The 17,833-nt window shown below is 50.4% G+C and carries 20 protein-coding genes and 3 tRNA genes; 22 read left to right on the forward strand and 1 reads right to left on the reverse strand.

Translation table 11 applies throughout. The features are described from left to right. Positions 1-12: 12 nt before the first annotated feature. From rpsS to CWE21_RS04960, 15 genes are all read left to right on the forward strand, one after another. Positions 13-291, forward strand: a complete 279-nt coding sequence (gene rpsS, locus CWE21_RS04890) for a 30S ribosomal protein S19 (RefSeq protein ID WP_008488670.1) — start codon at positions 13-15, stop codon at positions 289-291. A gap of 12 nt (positions 292-303) precedes the next feature. Then, positions 304-636, forward strand: a complete 333-nt coding sequence (rplV, locus tag CWE21_RS04895; protein WP_026860407.1) for a 50S ribosomal protein L22 — start codon at positions 304-306, stop codon at positions 634-636. 10 nt (positions 637-646) lie between these two features. Continuing rightward, positions 647-1,333 carry a 30S ribosomal protein S3 gene (gene rpsC / locus CWE21_RS04900; RefSeq protein ID WP_126833340.1) on the forward strand — a complete coding sequence of 229 codons (687 nt, stop codon included), beginning with the start codon at positions 647-649 and terminating at the stop codon, positions 1,331-1,333. Between the two features lie 11 nt (positions 1,334-1,344). Then, positions 1,345-1,758, forward strand: coding sequence for a 50S ribosomal protein L16 (gene rplP / locus CWE21_RS04905; RefSeq protein ID WP_126754485.1), 414 nt, complete (start codon positions 1,345-1,347; stop codon positions 1,756-1,758). Then, positions 1,758-1,949 (forward strand): 50S ribosomal protein L29, encoded by a 192-nt coding sequence (gene rpmC / locus CWE21_RS04910; RefSeq protein WP_034732160.1) that lies wholly within the window; start codon positions 1,758-1,760, stop codon positions 1,947-1,949. The genes rplP and rpmC overlap by 1 nt, the downstream gene beginning before the upstream one ends. Next, positions 1,949-2,212: a 30S ribosomal protein S17 gene (gene rpsQ / locus CWE21_RS04915; protein WP_126754487.1), complete on the forward strand. Its 264-nt coding sequence runs from the start codon at positions 1,949-1,951 to the stop codon at positions 2,210-2,212. The genes rpmC and rpsQ overlap by 1 nt, the downstream gene beginning before the upstream one ends. A gap of 139 nt (positions 2,213-2,351) precedes the next feature. Continuing rightward, entirely contained in the window at positions 2,352-4,325 is a 1,974-nt protein-coding gene (locus CWE21_RS04920) for a BCCT family transporter (RefSeq protein WP_198675059.1), read from the forward strand. Between the two features lie 9 nt (positions 4,326-4,334). Then, entirely contained in the window at positions 4,335-5,729 is a 1,395-nt protein-coding gene (locus tag CWE21_RS04925; protein WP_126833342.1) for a carbohydrate porin, read from the forward strand. 96 nt (positions 5,730-5,825) lie between these two features. Next, positions 5,826-7,847, forward strand: coding sequence for an NADPH-dependent 2,4-dienoyl-CoA reductase (locus CWE21_RS04930; RefSeq protein WP_126833343.1), 2,022 nt, complete (start codon positions 5,826-5,828; stop codon positions 7,845-7,847). Next, positions 7,847-8,716, forward strand: coding sequence for a PHP domain-containing protein (locus tag CWE21_RS04935; protein ID WP_126833344.1), 870 nt, complete (start codon positions 7,847-7,849; stop codon positions 8,714-8,716). Before CWE21_RS04930 ends, CWE21_RS04935 begins: the two co-directional genes overlap by 1 nt. Positions 8,717-8,736: 20 nt before the next feature. Next, a complete protein-coding gene (locus CWE21_RS04940) occupies positions 8,737-9,360 on the forward strand; it encodes an L-threonylcarbamoyladenylate synthase (RefSeq protein ID WP_126833345.1) in 624 nt (207 codons plus the stop codon). Between the two features lie 16 nt (positions 9,361-9,376). Further along, a complete protein-coding gene (locus CWE21_RS04945) occupies positions 9,377-10,207 on the forward strand; it encodes a segregation and condensation protein A (RefSeq protein WP_126833346.1) in 831 nt (276 codons plus the stop codon). After that, complete coding sequence (gene scpB, locus CWE21_RS04950; RefSeq protein WP_126833347.1) at positions 10,188-10,763, forward strand: SMC-Scp complex subunit ScpB; 576 nt, start codon at positions 10,188-10,190, stop codon at positions 10,761-10,763. Before CWE21_RS04945 ends, scpB begins: the two co-directional genes overlap by 20 nt. Next, positions 10,760-11,623 (forward strand): 23S rRNA pseudouridine(2605) synthase RluB, encoded by an 864-nt coding sequence (gene rluB / locus CWE21_RS04955; RefSeq protein ID WP_126833348.1) that lies wholly within the window; start codon positions 10,760-10,762, stop codon positions 11,621-11,623. Before scpB ends, rluB begins: the two co-directional genes overlap by 4 nt. Next, positions 11,620-12,684, forward strand: coding sequence for an agmatine deiminase family protein (locus CWE21_RS04960; RefSeq protein ID WP_126833349.1), 1,065 nt, complete (start codon positions 11,620-11,622; stop codon positions 12,682-12,684). Before rluB ends, CWE21_RS04960 begins: the two co-directional genes overlap by 4 nt. On the opposite strand, the gene CWE21_RS04965 is transcribed toward CWE21_RS04960, so the two are convergent. Then, a complete protein-coding gene (locus tag CWE21_RS04965; RefSeq protein ID WP_126833350.1) occupies positions 12,619-13,323 on the reverse strand; it encodes an SIMPL domain-containing protein in 705 nt (234 codons plus the stop codon). The two genes, CWE21_RS04960 and CWE21_RS04965, sit on opposite strands and share 66 nt — an antisense overlap. A 97-nt stretch (positions 13,324-13,420) precedes the next feature. Here CWE21_RS04965 and CWE21_RS04970 point away from each other — a divergent pair, with 97 nt between their 5' ends. From CWE21_RS04970 to CWE21_RS05000, 7 genes are all read left to right on the forward strand, one after another. Continuing rightward, positions 13,421-13,891 (forward strand): regulatory protein RecX, encoded by a 471-nt coding sequence (locus CWE21_RS04970; protein ID WP_157982730.1) that lies wholly within the window; start codon positions 13,421-13,423, stop codon positions 13,889-13,891. Positions 13,892-13,973: 82 nt separating this feature from the next. Then, positions 13,974-16,574, forward strand: a complete 2,601-nt coding sequence (gene alaS / locus CWE21_RS04975; RefSeq protein WP_126833352.1) for an alanine--tRNA ligase — start codon at positions 13,974-13,976, stop codon at positions 16,572-16,574. Positions 16,575-16,760: 186 nt separating this feature from the next. Beyond that, a complete protein-coding gene (gene csrA, locus CWE21_RS04980) occupies positions 16,761-16,952 on the forward strand; it encodes a carbon storage regulator CsrA (protein ID WP_126833353.1) in 192 nt (63 codons plus the stop codon). A gap of 183 nt (positions 16,953-17,135) precedes the next feature. Then, positions 17,136-17,228: transfer RNA gene (locus tag CWE21_RS04985), tRNA-Ser, on the forward strand. A gap of 17 nt (positions 17,229-17,245) precedes the next feature. Next, a tRNA-Arg gene (locus CWE21_RS04990) sits at positions 17,246-17,322 on the forward strand. A 39-nt stretch (positions 17,323-17,361) separates the two neighbouring features. Beyond that, positions 17,362-17,438, forward strand: a tRNA-Arg gene (locus CWE21_RS04995). A gap of 111 nt (positions 17,439-17,549) precedes the next feature. Next, positions 17,550-17,789 carry an OadG family protein gene (locus tag CWE21_RS05000; protein WP_126833354.1) on the forward strand — a complete coding sequence of 80 codons (240 nt, stop codon included), beginning with the start codon at positions 17,550-17,552 and terminating at the stop codon, positions 17,787-17,789. The last annotated feature ends 44 nt before the right edge of the window (positions 17,790-17,833 follow it).

Genomic DNA, 17,833 nt, shown 5'->3' on the forward strand with positions numbered 1-17,833 from the left:
TGAGGATTAAACATGCCACGTTCTCTTAAAAAAGGTCCATTTATTGACCTTCACCTGTTAAAGAAGGTGGAGAAAGCGTTGGAAGCCGGTGACAAAAAGCCTATTAAGACTTGGTCCCGTCGTTCAATGATTATCCCTGATATGATCGGCCTTACTATCGCTGTTCATAACGGTCGCCAGCACGTGCCAGTTTTCGTTTCTGACGAAATGATTGGTCACAAGCTTGGTGAATTCGCACCAACCCGCACTTATCGTGGCCACGCCGCTGATAAGAAAGCCAAGAAACGCTAAGGGAGAGTTGAGATGGAAGCTATTGCTATTCACAAGTTTGCTCGCCTTTCTGCGCAAAAAGGCCGGTTGGTTGCTGACCAGATTCGCGGTTTACCAGTAGCGAAAGCGCTGGATATCTTGAACTACAGCCCTAAAGATGCAGCTGGTCTGCTGAAGAAGGTGTTGGAGTCAGCTATCGCGAATGCTGAACACAACGAAGGTGCCGACATCGACGAGTTGAAGGTTGCTAAAGTAATGGTTGACGAAGGTCCTACCATGAAACGCATCAAGCCTCGTGCGAAAGGTCGTGCTGATCGTATCTTTAAGCGTACCAGCCACATTACTGTGGTTGTATCAGATAGCTAGGAGATAAGTTATGGGTCAGAAAGTACATCCTAATGGTATTCGCCTAGGTATCACCAAGCCATGGAATGCAACCTGGTTCGCGAATACAAAAGATTTTGCCGATAACCTGCACAGTGATCACCAGGTTCGCCAATTGCTGAACAAGAAACTAAGCAACGCTTCAGTTTCTCGCATCGTAATCGAGCGTCCTGCGAAAAGCATCCGTGTCACCATTCATACTGCACGCCCAGGCGTGGTCATCGGTAAGAAAGGTGAAGATGTTGAGAAGCTGCGTCAAGCAGTTTCAAAATTGACTGGCGTGCCAGCTCAAATCAACATCTCTGAAGTGCGTAAGCCTGAATTGGATGCGCAGTTGGTTGGTGAAAACATTGCTGGTCAGCTAGAACGCCGTGTTATGTTCCGTCGTGCGATGAAGCGCGCGGTACAAAACGCAATGCGTCTGGGTGCCAAGGGTATCAAAGTGGAAGTTAGCGGTCGTTTGGGCGGTGCAGAAATTGCTCGTTCTGAGTGGTACCGTGAAGGTCGCGTACCGCTGCACACATTGCGTGCAGATATCGATTACGCAACTGCAGAAGCTAACACCACTTACGGTATCATCGGTGTGAAAGTTTGGATCTTCCGTGGTGAAGTACTGGGCGGTATGCCAGTTGAAGAAAAGCCACAAGCTCCAGCGAAACGCCCTAAAGGCCGTAAGTAAGGAGATACTAAATGTTACAACCAAAGCGTACAAAATTCCGTAAGGTTCACAAGGGCCGCAACCGTGGTCTGGCGCAAGCAGGTAACAAAGTTAGCTTCGGTACTTTCGGTTTGAAAGCTGTTGACCGTGGTCGTATGACTGCGCGTCAAATCGAAGCGGCTCGTCGTGCCATGACGCGTCACGTGAAACGTCAAGGTAAAATTTGGATCCGCGTTTTCCCTGACAAGCCAATTACCAAGAAACCTCTTGAGGTTCGTATGGGTAAAGGTAAGGGTAGCGTGGAATACTGGGTAGCTCAAATTCAGCCAGGCCGTGTCCTGTATGAAATCGACGGTGTTTCGGAAGAGCTGGCGCGTGAAGCGTTCACTCTTGCGGCACGTAAGCTGCCATTCAAAACCATCTTTGTATCTCGGACGGTGATGTAATGAAAGCGAACGAACTGAATGAAAAAACCGTTGAGCAGCTGCAAGAAGAATTGCTGGGTTTGCGTCGTGAGCAGTTTAATCTGCGCATGCAAGCAGCGACTGGTCAGCTGAATCAAACTCACATGTTGAAGCAAGTGCGTCGTGATATCGCACGTGTGAAAACTATTCTGAATCAGAAGGCAGGTGCGTAATGGCTGAAGAAAAACGTGTTCGTACTCTGCAAGGTCGTGTAATCAGCGATAAGATGGACAAGTCTATCACTGTTGCTGTTGAGCGTCGGGTTAAGCACCCTGTGTATGGTAAGTACATTTCTCGTACTACTAAATTACACGCTCACGACGAAGACAACTCGTGCAAAATGGGCGATACCGTGATTATTCGCGAAACGCGTCCAGTATCTAAGACTAAGTCTTGGGCACTTGTTGAAATTGTAGAGCGCGCTGAAGTTATCTAATTTAGGTAACGAAAACGCTTAAAAAAGGCCTCCCTTCGCGGAGGCCTTTTTATTTCCGTTGTGATCGAAATTCGCAACTTTTGCATAAGTCTCTATAATTAATAGGAAATCACAACAACACAAACTGGGAGAATCGAGCATGGAGTCGAGCGAGAAAGCCCGTCTAAATCCCCCCGTGTTTTACAGCGCGGCGGGTCTCATCTTTATCATCTTACTTTTTTCAAGCATCTTCCCTGATGCAGCAGCAACAACTTTCGACACGATACAATCTGCGATTATTACCAATGCGAGTTGGTTCTATGTGACGGCTGTTGCCGTCATTTTGTTGTCAGTAGTGTATTTAGGTTTTTCCCGTTTTGGCACGATTAAACTGGGGCCGGACCACTCGAATCCGGATTATTCGAAATTAACTTGGTTTTCGATGCTGTTCTCTGCGGGTATGGGCATCGGACTCATGTTCTTCGGCGTTGCCGAACCGGTCATGCACTTTTTGGCACCACCGGTGGTTGAAGCGGGTACAACCGAAGCCGCTCGTGAAGCAATGAAGATTACTTTTTTCCATTGGGGGCTACATGCGTGGGCGATTTATGCCATTGTCGCGTTAATTCTAGCCTTTTTTGCCTATCGTCATGGCTTACCATTGACCTTGCGCTCGGCTCTTTATCCGTTAATCGGTGAGCGTATTTATGGTCCCATCGGGCATGCGGTCGATGTTTTCGCGGTCATTGGTACCGTATTCGGTGTTGCCACGTCATTAGGTTTTGGCGTCGCGCAGGTAAACTCGGGTCTTGGTTATTTGTTTGATATTCCCGTGTCGACCATGGTTCAGGTCGGCTTAATCATCGGGGTGACAGGCTTAGCCATTATTTCGGTGACCACCGGTCTAGATAAAGGCATCCGCCGTTTATCCGAGTTGAACATGGGGCTGGCAGTACTCCTGTTACTTTTCGTCTTAATCGCCGGTCCGACCGTGTTCTTGCTGCAAGCCTTTGTGCAAAATACCGGTGCTTATGTCTCCGAGATTGTTGGTAATACCTTTAACTTATTCGCTTACGAGAAAACCGACTGGATTGGCGGCTGGACAGTATTTTATTGGGGTTGGTGGTTAAGCTGGGCCCCGTTTGTCGGTCTCTTTATTGCGCGGGTATCGCGCGGTCGTACGATTCGAGAGTTCGTGCTTGGTGTGTTGTTGGTGCCAGCAGGCTTCACCTTGATGTGGATGACCTTTTTCGGTAATTCGGCAATAGACATGATCATGAACCAAGGTGCTGAACAACTCGGCGAGTTAGTGCAGAACGACACGCCTGTGGCACTATTTGCTTTCCTAGAGCAATTCCCTTTTAGCACGTTCCTATCAGGGCTTGCGACCATCATGGTTATCGTGTTCTTTGTAACCTCATCGGACTCAGGTTCGATGGTGGTTGATATGCTTTGTTCGAATGGTCGCGATGACACCCCCGTGTGGCAGCGTATTTTTTGGGCAAGTGGTGAGGGAGTTGTCGCCATCGTTTTGCTTCTTGCTGGTGGCTTAGGGGCTCTGCAGACCATGGCGATTGCCGCCGCATTGCCGTTTACGATTATTTTAATGATAACCACTTTTGGATTGATTAAAGCCTTACGCATAGATGTGCACAAGAAAGATGCGCTGCAAAACAACTACCTAGGTAGTTCCGCACTGAGCAACAAGAACTGGCGTGAGCGTTTGCATAACATTATTGACTTTCCTAGTAAGCAAGTGGCGCAGCGATTCTTGCAGCAGGTGGTGAAGCCCGCTTTCGAAGATGTGGAAGAAGAAATGAAAACCAGCGGCTTAACTGTGCAAATGTCGCTCGATGAGAGTGATAACCTGGAGTTTCGTGTCGTCCATGGCGATGAAATTGACTTCGTTTATAAAGTGCACATCGTGAGCCATATCCAACCGGCTTTCATTCAAGCTGATGCTGATCAGCCGCTGACTGAGGTGACCGAAGAGCAGAAGTACTATCGAGCGGAAGTTCACTTGCGCGAAGGTGGTCAGGACTACGATATTCTCGGCTGGTCACGAGACGCGGTAATCGGTGACATCATTGATCACTATCATAAACATATGCACTTCTTGCATGTGTTGCGATAAGGAGGGCGTATGAACAAGACCTTATTAGCAGTTTGTGTGGGGGCTCTTATGAGCTCCCCAGCGTTGGCGCAACAGGATGGCGAAAGCACCACTTCCGCGCAACTAGAAAAGTTGCTGGAACAAATGGAACAATTGCAGAGTCGCGTTGCGGAACTCGAAGAGCAGCTTGCTGAAGAGCGCGAAAAAGAAGTCGAAAAAGAAGTTGTTATCGTTAAGCAAGATGAAACGTCAACCTCTGACACTGCGAACGCCGAAGTGGCTCCACGCCAACGTATTACCAATAACACTGCTTTGGCAGCGCGAGTTGAGCGCTTAGAGGAGGACGTAGAGGCGGCCCAAAATGCGCCGATTACGATTGGTGGTGCGGTACGTGCGCAATATGTTTGGGAAGACTACAACGATGCGAATAAAGATCGTGGTGGTGACCTCGATTTTGATTTAATTCGCATTGATTACAGCGGCTCCATCGGCGATGTCATTCTCTCGGCTCAATACCGCTGGTTCCAATACATGGAGTCAGTGCAGCATGCCTGGGTCGGCTATAACTTTGATGAAAATTGGCAAGGTCAACTGGGTATCACTAAAGTTCCGTTTGGCGTCACGCCCTATAACTCCAACAGCTACTTCTTCAGTTCAAATTTCTACGTTGGGCTAGAAGATGACCATGATGCTGGGGTGAAGCTACGTTACCGTGACCCTGAGTGGGATTTTGATATCGCCTTTTTCAAAAACGACGAGCAAGGCGGCGTTGATGGCTTTGTTAGCAACCGCGATGATCGTTACGCCTATGATCCCGTTGGCGTGAGGTTTGCTGACGAAGGCATCTATGACACGCCGACGCTGGAAGTTGCTGAAAGTAATAGTTTCGCGGCGCGGGTCGCCCGAAAATATACGCTGGCCGATGACCAAAGCTTTGAATGGGGTCTCTCGGGCCAGTTTGGTCAAATGAATGATGGCGTTGATGATGTCGGCGATCGCAGTGCCTGGGCTGCGCACGGTGTGTATTCAGTGGATCGTTGGACTTTCATGGGCCAAGTCAGTCAGTATGAATACGACATGGATATGGCCAATGACGGCATCGTGGTAGGCGCCTATGCGTTTTACGATACCATCCCAAGTAAGGCGACGCTATACACCGCCAACATTGCCTATAGCTTGCCGGTTAAATTCGGTCCAATTACCAATTTAACCTTCTACAACGACTACAGTTTAATGACCAATAAGCGTGATGGCACCGAAGACACCTTTATGAATGTGTTGGGGATGGCGGTATCTGCCGGCGGTCTTTACACCTACTTTGACTTGGTTACGGCCAAGAATCAGCCGTTCGTTGGTGGCTCCATGGTGGGTGATGCGGATGAAACCAATACCCGCTTTAACATTAACATTGGGTATTATTTCTAATTCAAACCCGCATTGTTTCACCGCTTGGCACTTGCCGCCAAGCGGTGAAATCAGTACAGTGAATGAATTCAAACAGCCGTTTAAGTTGAGGTCACTGTGACAACCCCCTATCCGCATTTACTCGAACCTCTCGATTTAGGTTTCACCACGCTCAAAAACCGCGTGTTGATGGGCTCCATGCACACCGGTCTGGAAGAAGAAAAACATGGCTTCGACAAGCTCGCGGCGTTCTATGAAGCGCGTGCGAAAGGCGGTGTCGGCCTGATCGTTACGGGGGGAATTAGTCCCAATTTCCGTGGCCGCGTACAGCCTTTTGGCTCGGAGTTAAGCCGCCCGTGGCATGTTGCTAAGCATCGCAAGATCACGGACGCGGTACACAAACATGATGGCAAAATATGTCTGCAGATTTTGCATACCGGTCGCTATGCTTACCATCCGTTTGCGGTGGCACCAAGTAAACTGAAAGCGCCGATTTCGCCATTCACACCAAAGGCGATGTCAGAGCGTCAGATCCTCACCACGATTAAGCACTTTGCCCGCTGCGCCAAGCTAGCTCAAAAAGCGGGTTACGACGGGGTTGAGGTGATGGGCTCTGAAGGCTATCTGATTAACCAATTTTTATGTCCCCGCACCAACAAACGCACCGATCGCTGGGGCGGCTCGTTTGACAACCGTGCCCGTTTTGCTTTGGAAATCATGAAGGCAGTGCGTGCCGCCGTGGGCAAAGATTTTATTATTATTTACCGCCTGTCGATGCTTGATCTGGTGCCCGAGGGACATGAGTACGAAGAAGTCATTCGTTTAGCCAAGCAAATTGAAGCGGCTGGGGCGACGCTTATTAACAGCGGGATTGGTTGGCACGAAGCGCGCGTTCCGACGATTGTTACCTCGGTGCCGCGCGGGGCATTTAGCTGGATCACTGCGCGTGTGCGGGAACAAGTCTCGATTCCAGTGGTTGCCGTCAATCGGATCAATACCCCAGAAATCGGCGAGGAGATTCTCGCCAAGAATGAAGCGGATATGGTCTCCATGGCTCGACCTTTACTTGCGGACGCCGATTTTGTCGCAAAAGCAGCAGCAGGCAAGGCCGATCGCATTAATACCTGTATCGCCTGTAACCAAGCTTGTCTGGACCATGTATTTGAAAACAAACGGGCGAGTTGTTTGGTGAATCCGCAAGCCTGTTACGAAACCGAGCTAGTCATGCAGCCAGCGCAGGCGGCGAAACGCATTGGCGTAGTTGGGGCAGGGCCCGCCGGCCTTGCGTTTGCCTGTTATGCGGCGGAACGTGGACACGAAGTGCATCTTTATGATGCCAGTGACCGCATTGGTGGACAATTTAATTACGCCAAGCAAATTCCGGGCAAAGAAGAGTTTCATGAAACCTTACGCTATTTCGATAAGCGCCTTGCCGATACCGGTGTGCAGGTCCATCTCAATAGTCGGCAAACAGCTACTTCACTTGCCACAGAAGCGTTTGACGAGGTGGTGCTAGCGACCGGTGTGGTGCCGCGTCAAGTTGACTTCGCTGGCGCCGATCATCCGAAAGTAGTGGGCTACCTCGATGTGCTGCGAGATCATAAAGAACTCGGTCCAAAGGTTGCTTTGATTGGTGCGGGTGGTATCGGTTTTGACGTGGCCGAGTATATCACCACCGAACATTCCCCGACCCTTGATGCTGAAGAGTGGAACGAAATCTGGGGTATCGATAAAGCGTATGAGAGCCGCGGTGCATTAACCCAACCCAAAGCAGAGTCAACTTCTCGCGAGGTCTGGCTATTGCAGCGTAAAACCAGCAAAGTAGGGAAAGGTCTTGGCAAAACTTCTGGCTGGGTGCACCGCGCAACATTGAAGAAAAAAGGTGTACAGATGCTGGCAGGGGTCACCTATAAAAAGGTTGATGATCAGGGACTGTGGATTGAAGTCGATGGTAACGAGCAACTGTTGGCGGTGGATAATGTTGTGATCTGTGCGGGCCAACTACCATTGCGCGAGTTACAAGACGAATTGCAACAGGCAGGTCAAAGTGTTCACCTCATTGGTGGTGCGGATGTTGCGGCGGAACTCGACGCCAAACGTGCCATTCGCCAAGGTGCAGAATTGGCGGCGGCGTTGTAATGACCGAACAGCAACCACGCTTTGAACCCAACGCTGGGGAAAAGTTATACGACTTGCATTGCCACAGTCATTTTTCTGATGGTGAACTTGCGCCGGCAGAACTTGTGGCGCGTGCCGCCGCACAGGGGGTAACCCACTTGGCGCTGACCGACCATGACACCACCGCTGGTATCGCCGCAGCTGAACAGGCGATCGCCGCGCAGGAATTACCGTTGCAACTTATCCCTGGAGTGGAAATCACCTGTCGTTGGGAAGCCTTCGAAATTCACCTGGTCGGTTTGAATGTCGAGGTCACTCATCCAGCCTTAGTCAACTTACTTGAGCAGCAACAAGCTATGCGGCAGCAGCGCTATGAAGCCATGTTAGCTAAGCTGCATAAAGCTGGCATTGAAGTGACTCCACCGTTAGCGGCGGAGTTAACCATGCCAACTCGAAAACACTTGGCTGATGCGTTGGTTGAGCAAGGCTGGGTGAAAGACGTAGAAACAGCTTTCCGGCGGTATCTCGGTAAAGGTCAGCAAGCTTACATCGCTACCGACTGGTGCTCATTGGCAGATGCTGCGACGGCGGTACAGGCTGCTGGGGGCAAGGCTGTGATCGCGCATCCTCACGCCTATCAATTGAGTAACAAGTGGTTGCGACGATTGTTGCGTGAGAGCAAAGAGAGCGGTGTGGATGGAGTTGAAGTGGCAATCAGTCAACAGCGCCCCGGCGATCGTTTGGCGCTCGCGACTATGGCCCGTGAGATTGGTCTTGCAGCCTCGGCTGGCTCCGACTTTCACGGTCCACGGCCGTGGCGTGAACTCGGCAAAAATCTTTGTCTACCACCAGACACTGTGCCAATATGGAGTACATGGACACATCCCTAAAATCGAGCTAGTAAAAAGTTATGAGTCAATACTTTGCGATTCATCCAGAAAACCCGCAACAACGCCTAATAGAACAAGCCGTTCAAGTCGTGAGGCAGGGTGGCATTTTGGTCTACCCAACGGATTCAGGTTATGCCATTGGCTGTCGCATTGGCGATAAAAGTGCGCTCGAGCGAATTTGTCGTATTCGTGATATCGACAAAGACCACAACTTCACCTTGATGTGCCGTGATTTATCAGAACTATCAACCTACGCTCGGGTCGATAACATTGCTTTTCGGCTCTTAAAAAACAATACTCCGGGGCCCTACACCTTCATTCTAAAAGCCACCAAAGAAGTGCCGAAGCGTCTACAGAACCCCAAACGCAAAACGATCGGTATTCGGGTCAGCGACGATCCCATCACTATGGCTTTATTGGAAACTTTAGGCGAGCCACTGATGTCGACTAGTTTAGTGCTAGGTGATAACGATTTTGCTGAATCTGATCCCTACGAAATTCAGGATAAGCTCGACGCACAAGTTGATGGCATCATCGACGGCGAGCACCGTGGTGAAGCGCCGACGACAGTTGTTGATCTAGCTGATGGCGATATCGTCGTTACGCGCGTGGGTTCCGGCGACCCCTCGCCGTTCCAACAATAGGCATAGTTAAGCAGCTATGGACGCGAAAACCGGAGCCCCACAACAACAGTCCTTACCGCTTGGTTTTGTGCGCGGCGAACCGGTGATCGAAAAGCCTGAAGACCTCTATATTCCACCTGATGCACTAGAACTCATCTTGGAAAGCTTTTCTGGGCCCATGGACTTGCTGCTGTATTTGATTCGTCGTCAAAAATTAGAAATTACCGAGCTTCCGATATTGCCTATCACCAAGCAATACATGCAATACGTGGATATGATGAAGGAGCTGAAGCTCGAGCTGGCGGCCGACTACTTGGTGATGGCAGCGATGTTGGCGGAAATTAAAAGTCGTATGTTATTGCCGCGGCCGCCTGCTGAGGAAGACGATGAAATAGATCCCCGTGCGGAACTGGTGCGGCGTTTGCAAGAATATGAAGCGATTCGGCAAGGCGCAGGCTATTTGGATGAGCTACCGCAAGCGGGTCGTGACCACTTTGTCGTGCACGCCGAGACCGACGCGAAAGAATTTGTCCAGCAACAGCTACCGGATATTGCTTTGGCTGAGTTGGCAGTCGCGTTTGCGCAAGCATTAGCGCACGCTGAGTTACAACATCACCATCAGGTGCAACGGGAAAAACTCTCAACCCGTGAGCGCATGAGCCGCATTCTCGATATGTTACAGAATCAGCAACGTTTGCGCTTCGCGGATTTATTCACCGCTGCTGAGGGCAAACAGGGCGTTGTGGTAAGTTTTCTCGCGGTACTCGAACTGGTCAAAGAAGCTTTGATTGATGTTGTACAAGTCGATGCTTTTAGTGAAATCCATATTTCAACGCGTGGACAGGTTTATGCAGAAACAACAGCTTAAACAATTACTGGAAGCGCTTCTGTTCGTTGCAGAAGCCCCCTTAAGTGTTGCGCAGCTATGTGATTATTTGCTGGAGCATGGCCGCGATGTGAGCCGCAAACAAGTGCGCGAAACCATCGACGAGTTGCAGCAAGATTATCAAGAGCGCGGCGTGCAATTGCAGCGTGTCGCTTCTGGTTATAGATTTCAGACGCGCGCGGAATTAGGTGGTATAATCGCCGGCCTCTGGCAAGAGAAGCCGCCACGTTATTCGCAAGCATTATTGGAAACGTTGGCTTTAATCGCCTACCGGCAGCCGATAACGCGCGGTGACATAGAAGAAATTCGCGGCGTGAGTGTCAGTTCGCAAATTATGAAAACCTTGCAAGAGCGGGGCTGGGTGAAGGTTGTAGGACATCGAGAAGTGCCGGGTCGTCCGCAGCTTTACGCCACCACCAATGAGTTTTTAGACTATTTTAATTTAACCGATTTAGCTGAGTTACCTGCGATACCAGAGCCCCCCACAAAGGCCACAAACGCTGAGACAGCGCCAAAAGAGAGTGAAAACGCCCAATGAGTGAAAAGTTACAAAAAGTACTAGCCCGTTCAGGACATGGCTCGCGCCGTGAGCTGGAAGCGATGATCGCAGCCGGCCGGATTAGTGTGAATGGCCAAATCGCCAGTCTTGGTGAACGTATTGATGGTGACGCAAAGGTTCGGATTGATGGTCGCGAAGTAGCGATAAAGCCGCCTGAAGACGTGGTTTGTCGGGTGTTGATGTATCACAAGCCAGAGGGCGAGATGTGTACGCGCAAGGACCCTGAAGGGCGACCGACAGTTTATGACCGTCTGCCGCGTGTGCAAGGTGCACGGTGGGTTGCGGTAGGGCGACTGGACGTGAATACCTCAGGTTTGTTGCTATTCACGACGGATGGCGAATTGGCGAATCGACTGATGCATCCGGGGCATCAAATTGAGCGCGAGTATGCCGTACGCGTGTTTGGTGAAGTTACCGATGCTATGTTGCGAAAGCTCACCAAGGGCGTGCAACTTGAAGATGGCCCAGCGGCGTTTAAAGAAGTCAAACGGACTGGCGGTGCGCACAGTGAAGGTATGAACCAATGGTTTCGCGTGGTGTTGACTGAAGGCCGCAACCGAGAAGTGCGACGGTTATGGGAATCGCAAGGTGTCACCGTCAGTCGTCTGATGCGAGTACGCTACGGCAATATCAACCTTGAACAAGGGTTACCGCAAAGTGGCTGGGGCGAGTTACCTCTGAGCCAAATTAATTACCTGCGTGAGCTGGTAGGGCTCCCTGCCGAAGAACGCACCTTTATTGACCCGCGCAAGCAAGAGTCACGGCAGAAACGCTATGCCCGAGCCCGCCGTAATCAGGCGAAACGACTGCAGAACGCGAAACAACGCACACGCAAATGACCTTACTGGCCGACTGGCAGCTGCAGGGGCCGCTGCTGGCACTGTGGCCCTACCGTAATGATGTTTGGCGTGGCAATGCTTGCTACGCCCAACAGGCAATGCTGCAGATGTTAACGCGCATTGCCCCATACCACAGCGTACGTCTGGGTATTCATCCTCCGCAACTACAGCAAGCGCTGCAGCAATTACCCGAAGCGTTAGAATGGTTTCCGCTAAGTTACGACGATAGTTGGATACGCGACTATGGCCCACAGTTTGTTGCGGCTGAACAGCTGTATGCATGGGGTGCCGATTTCGATGGTTGGCAAGGCGTTCATAGTGCGCATCGACGTGATCAACGCGTAGCGCAACGCCTGAGTCAACGCACAAGACGCCCGTTTCGAAAGCTGCCCTTCATTTTTGAAGGGGGCATGCTGAGTCACGATGGTGCCGGAACCGCTTTCGTGCATGCTGCGAGTCTTCAACGACGTAATCCACAGTGGGGCCGCAGCCAACTTGAGCGCGTGTTAAGAGCACGTCTTGGGTTAACGCGAATCATTTGGATTGAGACAGCGCTCTGTGCTGACGAGACGCTGGGCCATGTGGACAATCAAATTCAGTTCATTGGACCCGATCTGATTGCCTATGCGCAGTCAGAAAATGACCCTAAGTGGAACCAAGAGGTGTTGAGCTTACGTCAACAAGCTTGGTCAGCACAGTATCGTTGGCTCGAATTGCCCCCGTGCCAAGCGGTTATAGATAAGCCTGAACTTTTTCATGATGTGCAGCGAAAAAAAGGCGTGCGGGTGCGCGGACAGGCGCCAATGTTGGCAAGCTACGTCAATATGATTCGCCTGGCAAATGCCATCGTAGTGCCACAGTTTCGCCACGAGCGTTTTGCTGACTCGAACCGATTGGCGCTCGTTCAGGTGGGTGAAGCGTTGAGTGATGTGAAGGTCATTGCGGTCGACGCCACGGAGTTCATCCGTGGCGGCGGAGGCCCGCATTGTTTGAGTCTAATCTTGCCCAATGAGGTTAAAGACCACCGCGATTCGCGCTTCGATACTTTGTTGTCCGGGTAAGCTGACCGAGTCAGCCATTGCCGCTTGGGCCACGCGGTAACGCACTACCGGTGCTTGTTGTGAACTCTCTTGTAAGCTCTGAACTCCCTTGATTGCAACGCCCGCTGCGTTGGCCATTCGTTCAGCTTTGGCACGTGCAAGCGCAATCGCTTCAGTTAAGGCTTGCTGATAAAGTTCGTCCGCGTTACTAACGCTAAACACAGGCTCGTCGACGCGTTGCACGCCATTGTTAAGAGCAAATTCGAGAAATTCTGCGTGTTGCTCAATGCTGGCAAAATCGACGACCATGCGGCGGTTCACTTGATAGCCAACGAGCTTCTGCTCACCTTCGTCATAGCGGTGTTGTGGATAAACCCGAAGGGCATGAGATTGAATCGCAGTTTCCGCTACATTTTGCTCGCGCAAGCGCTCAATGAGTTTCGCTGTTATGCCATCCACTTCGGCTTTCAGAGCCGGAATATCCATACCTGTACGCTCTACGTTAACGGTTAATTGCACTTGATCGGGAACCGCTTGCACACTCGCTGACGCTGAAACGGAGAGTGTCTTTTCAGTTGCCTGTTGTTGCGGAGCTGGCGGTTGACAGCCCATCAAAACAAAAGCTGCAAGGGCGATAAAAACTGAACTCAAATAACGCATAAAACTTCCTTTTCTTTAAGAGATAGAACACACACTTGGCGCTCAACAGTTGTAGTTATAGAGTGTAGACTAAGAAAAAAATTCCATGGTGAACGAAATGTCTGAAGCTGAAGAACAATTACAAGCCGATGAGGTCGTGGTGCGCTTGCTGGGTCGGCGCGAACACAGTGCATTCGAGTTGAAACAAAAGCTGCGCCAACGGGAGTTCAGCGATAAAGTCATTCGCCAGGCATTAGCAAAAGCGCAAGAACAGGGCTGGCAATCCGATCAACGCTATACCGAAATATGGCTAAGACAAGCGTTACTAGGTGGTAATGGCTGGCTAAAAATTAAAGCCAAGGCTGCCAGCAAAGGTATCGATGAAGACCTATTGCAGACAGCTGTTACAGCCGCCAGTCCCGATTGGGTTGAACTTTGTTATGAGCGGCTGTGTAAGAAACTAGGTGAACATCCCCCACAATCGGCAAAAGAACGCGATAAAGTCATGCGACATTTACTCAATCGCGGCTTTCGATTCGATGAGATAAAAAGGGCGCTAGCAATGCACGCGGATGCGTTTGCAGACTAGTCGAAAGCACACAATCATGGTAGTCTTGCGCGCTAATTAAACGAATTTTCACCCCGACAAGTTGTAGTAGGAAAGTGTTCATATGAGTATGACCAGCGCGCAAATCCGTGAAGCGTTTTTGTCTTATTTTGCTGAGCGAGGTCACCAACGCGTGCCTTCAGCATCATTGATTCCAGGAAACGACCCCACCTTGCTTTTTACCAACGCGGGAATGGTGCCGTTTAAAGATGTATTTCTGGGTGACGAGAAGCGTGACTACAACCGTGCGACTTCTTCACAGCGCTGTTTGCGTGCCGGTGGTAAGCACAATGACTTGGAGAACGTTGGTTATACCGCTCGCCATCACACTTTCTTTGAAATGTTGGGTAATTTTAGCTTTGGCGATTACTTCAAGCGTGAAGCGATTCAGTATGCGTGGGAGTTTCTTACCGGCGTATTGCAATTACCGAAAGAAAAGCTTTGGGTAACTGTCTTCACTGAAGATGATGAAGCCTACGACATTTGGGCAAAAGAAATTGGCGTGCCAGAAGATCGTATCTCGCGCATTGGCGAGAAAGACAACTTCTGGGCCATGGGTGATACTGGGCCTTGCGGGCCTTGCTCTGAGATTTTCTACGACCACGGTGAAGAAGTATGGGGTGGACCACCAGGAACACCTGAGGAAGACGGTGATCGTTACATCGAAATCTGGAACCTCGTTTTCATGCAATACAACCGTCAAGCCGACGGTACCTTAGACCCGTTGCCTAAGCCATCGGTTGACACGGGCATGGGCCTTGAACGCATTGCCGCAGTGCTGCAGCACGTGCACAGTAATTATGATATCGACTTGTTTCAGGCACTGATAAAAGCTGCGGCAAAAATTATCGGGACGGACGATTTAGATAGTAAATCGTTGCGCGTTATCGCTGACCACATTCGTTCGTGTAGCTTCTTGATTGCTGATGGCGTACAGCCGTCCAATGAGGGTCGTGGTTATGTGTTGCGGCGCATTATTCGTCGTGCGGTCCGCCACGGCAATATGCTAGGCGCCCAAGGAACCTTCTTCCATAAACTCGTTCCGGCGTTGCTCGAGCAAATGGGCGAGGCATACCCTGAACTCGTCGAAAAAGAAAAAGTTATTAGCGACGCGCTATTGCGTGAAGAAGAGCAGTTTGGCAAAACGCTCGAGCGTGGCCTAGCTATTTTACAAGACGCATTGGATCACCTCAAAGGTTCGGTCATTCCGGGAGACGTCGTCTTCAAACTTTATGATACCTACGGTTTTCCAGTCGACTTAACGGCGGATATCGCCCGCGAAAAAGAACTGACCATTGATGTCGAAGGCTTCGATAAAGAAATGGCTGCGCAACGTAAACGTGCGCAACAGGCTTCGCAATTTGGTGTTGATTACAATGAGCGCATGAAGTCGAGCCAACGCAGTGAGTTTACTGGGTACACCGACGTTGCGGGCCAAAGCAAAATCGTCGAGCTATTTGCTGACGGTAAGTTGGTAGAAAAGCTTGAAGCTGGCCAGCAGGGTGTTGTGGTGTTGTCACAAACACCTTTTTACGCCGAGAGCGGCGGTCAGATTGGTGATGTTGGCCGCTTAACCGTGAACGGCGGTGAATTTGTCGTGACCGATACCAAGTATATTGGCAAGGCGATTGCTCACCATGGTCATACCGAAGTCGCTCTGCAAGTCGGTGATGAAGTGCAGGCTCAAATCGATGCCGAGCGTCGAGCTGCGGTGAAGCGCAACCATAGTGCCACCCATCTGGTGCACGCAGCGTTACGCAATATTCTGGGCGAGCATGTAACGCAAAAAGGTAGTTTGGTGACCGCTGAGCGTTTGCGTTTTGACTTCTCGCATTTTGCTGCCATGACCGCAGATGAGATTGCGGCAATTGAACAGCAAGTTAACGAGCAAATCGTAGCCAACCATGAGTTAACGACTGCCTTAATGCCGATCGAAAAGGCCAAAGAGGCTGGCGCCATGGCATTGTTTGGCGAAAAGTACGATGACGATGTCCGCGTTGTGCGCATGGGCGACTACTCCATGGAACTATGTGGTGGTACACACGTCGCCCGTACCGGTGATATCGGCAGCTTCCGCATTGTCAGTGAAGCAGGTATCGCATCAGGCGTACGCCGCATCGATGCAGTGACTGGGCTCGCTGCACTGCAGTACGCACAGCAACAAGAGCAACTGCTACGTAGTAGTGCGAGCTTGTTGAAAGCGGATCCGAGTCAGTTACCTGAGCGCATTCAGCAACAGTTACAGCGCCATAAAGAACTCGAGCGTACAATCGCTGAGTTGCAACAACAAATGGCATCGCAAGCAGGCGGAAGCTTAGTCGAGAACGCGAAGGAAATCGGCGGTCATAAAGTGATCTTGGCTTCGCTCGATGGCGTAGAAAGTAAGGCTCTACGAGGCATGGTGGATGATCTTAAGAACCAACTCGGGAGTGGCATCGTAGTCTTAGCTGTCGCCGCTGATGAGAAAGTGAGCTTGATTGTTGGCGTAACCAAGGACTTAACTGCTAAAGTTAAAGCGGGTGACGTTGTCAATTGCGCCGCTGCTGAAGTAGGTGGCAAAGGAGGCGGACGACCTGATATGGCGCAAGCCGGTGGTAGTGATGCAGGTAATATTCCTGCTGCGCTAGCAGCAGCCGAGCGTCGAATCGAGGAATTACTGCGATAAACAACATGAGACCGGAGTTAGATACCCGTATTCGTGCTGTCAAGGTCGAAAGTTCCTTGCTAGAATGAATGTTGTATGACAGTTGGTGATAAATCATGCACCGTCATAATAGAATTCTAATCAGGCTGGTCGTGTGGAGTTTCTCAAGGATGCCCACACATAAAAAGTAGGGAAGGAGCAGGTAACATGTTGATCTTAACCCGTCGAGTGGGTGAGACCTTGATGATCGGAGACGAGGTCACAGTCACGGTATTGGGTGTAAAAGGGAACCAAGTGCGGATTGGTGTCAATGCGCCCAAGGATGTCTCGGTACACCGAGAAGAAATTTATATCAGAATTCAGGCAGAGCATCAGGACAAGTCTGACTCATCCGAATAATGTTTTCCTGTCGAAAAAGCTGATGAGCCGTCATCAGCTTTTTTTGTCTGTAACATCCTAAAACACTGCGTTCTGCGGGAAATTTGCTCGAGATGTTCAAAATTCCCACAAACGATTCGGATTACAGAAAAAATCAATTGACATTATTGGCTGTGCCATTAGAATGCAACGCCACAAGTAAGCGGTGAGGTGGCCGAGTGGCTGAAGGCGCTCCCCTGCTAAGGGAGTATAGGGTTTGTAGCTCTATCGAGGGTTCGAATCCCTCCCTCACCGCCATTTGTGAAAATTGCAACGCGCTCGTAGCTCAACTGGATAGAGTACCTGGCTACGAACCAGGCGGTTGGAGGTTCGAGTCCTCCCGAGCGCGCCATTGCAACAATAGTTTTACAAGTAAGTCATTACCGAAAGTGCGCTCGTAGCTCAACTGGATAGAGTACCTGGCTACGAACCAGGCGGTTGGAGGTTCGAGTCCTCCCGAGCGCGCCATTTCTCAGATTTATACTTCCTATATTGCTTCCCTAGACTTTCTGCACCGAAAGTTGTGTTATTCTGCTTTTCAGTTACGCTTATTCTTAAGGTTTAACGAGCAGGTGCACAATGGAACAACAACTTTCTGAAGCATTCACAATTATGCTCACGGGCATGGTAACGGTGTTTGTTTTTCTTACCCTGTTACTCTTCGCTATGGGACTGTTACGTCGCGTTGCTGCGACCAATGAGCCCGAGCAAGCACCTACTCCAAGTAGACGCAAGCGCACCAACGAAGCGGCTACCGATGGCCAACGCTTAGCTGCGATAACAGCAGCCGTCCACACCTACCGCCGCGACCACGAATAACGAACAACGAAGAACGAAAAACGAATAACGAGTCAGTTAGGGAA

The sequence above is a fragment of the Pseudidiomarina aquimaris genome (genome assembly GCF_003987395.1).
Classification (GTDB): Bacteria; Pseudomonadota; Gammaproteobacteria; order Enterobacterales; family Alteromonadaceae; genus Pseudidiomarina; species Pseudidiomarina aquimaris.

Coding starts and splice junctions, on each gene's coding strand:
- CWE21_RS05000 (WP_126833354.1), top strand. CDS start 17,550: ATGGAACAACAACTTTCTGAAGCATTCACAATTATGCTCACGGGCATG.
- CWE21_RS04925 (WP_126833342.1), top strand. CDS start 4,335: ATGAACAAGACCTTATTAGCAGTTTGTGTGGGGGCTCTTATGAGCTCC.
- rpsC (WP_126833340.1), top strand. CDS start 647: ATGGGTCAGAAAGTACATCCTAATGGTATTCGCCTAGGTATCACCAAG.
- rpsQ (WP_126754487.1), top strand. CDS start 1,949: ATGGCTGAAGAAAAACGTGTTCGTACTCTGCAAGGTCGTGTAATCAGC.
- csrA (WP_126833353.1), top strand. CDS start 16,761: ATGTTGATCTTAACCCGTCGAGTGGGTGAGACCTTGATGATCGGAGAC.
- CWE21_RS04945 (WP_126833346.1), top strand. CDS start 9,377: ATGGACGCGAAAACCGGAGCCCCACAACAACAGTCCTTACCGCTTGGT.
- CWE21_RS04960 (WP_126833349.1), top strand. CDS start 11,620: ATGACCTTACTGGCCGACTGGCAGCTGCAGGGGCCGCTGCTGGCACTG.
- rluB (WP_126833348.1), top strand. CDS start 10,760: ATGAGTGAAAAGTTACAAAAAGTACTAGCCCGTTCAGGACATGGCTCG.
- alaS (WP_126833352.1), top strand. CDS start 13,974: ATGAGTATGACCAGCGCGCAAATCCGTGAAGCGTTTTTGTCTTATTTT.
- rplV (WP_026860407.1), top strand. CDS start 304: ATGGAAGCTATTGCTATTCACAAGTTTGCTCGCCTTTCTGCGCAAAAA.
- CWE21_RS04935 (WP_126833344.1), top strand. CDS start 7,847: ATGACCGAACAGCAACCACGCTTTGAACCCAACGCTGGGGAAAAGTTA.
- rpmC (WP_034732160.1), top strand. CDS start 1,758: ATGAAAGCGAACGAACTGAATGAAAAAACCGTTGAGCAGCTGCAAGAA.
- CWE21_RS04965 (WP_126833350.1), bottom strand. CDS start 13,323: ATGCGTTATTTGAGTTCAGTTTTTATCGCCCTTGCAGCTTTTGTTTTG.
- scpB (WP_126833347.1), top strand. CDS start 10,188: ATGCAGAAACAACAGCTTAAACAATTACTGGAAGCGCTTCTGTTCGTT.
- rplP (WP_126754485.1), top strand. CDS start 1,345: ATGTTACAACCAAAGCGTACAAAATTCCGTAAGGTTCACAAGGGCCGC.
- CWE21_RS04920 (WP_198675059.1), top strand. CDS start 2,352: ATGGAGTCGAGCGAGAAAGCCCGTCTAAATCCCCCCGTGTTTTACAGC.
- CWE21_RS04970 (WP_157982730.1), top strand. CDS start 13,421: ATGTCTGAAGCTGAAGAACAATTACAAGCCGATGAGGTCGTGGTGCGC.
- rpsS (WP_008488670.1), top strand. CDS start 13: ATGCCACGTTCTCTTAAAAAAGGTCCATTTATTGACCTTCACCTGTTA.
- CWE21_RS04940 (WP_126833345.1), top strand. CDS start 8,737: ATGAGTCAATACTTTGCGATTCATCCAGAAAACCCGCAACAACGCCTA.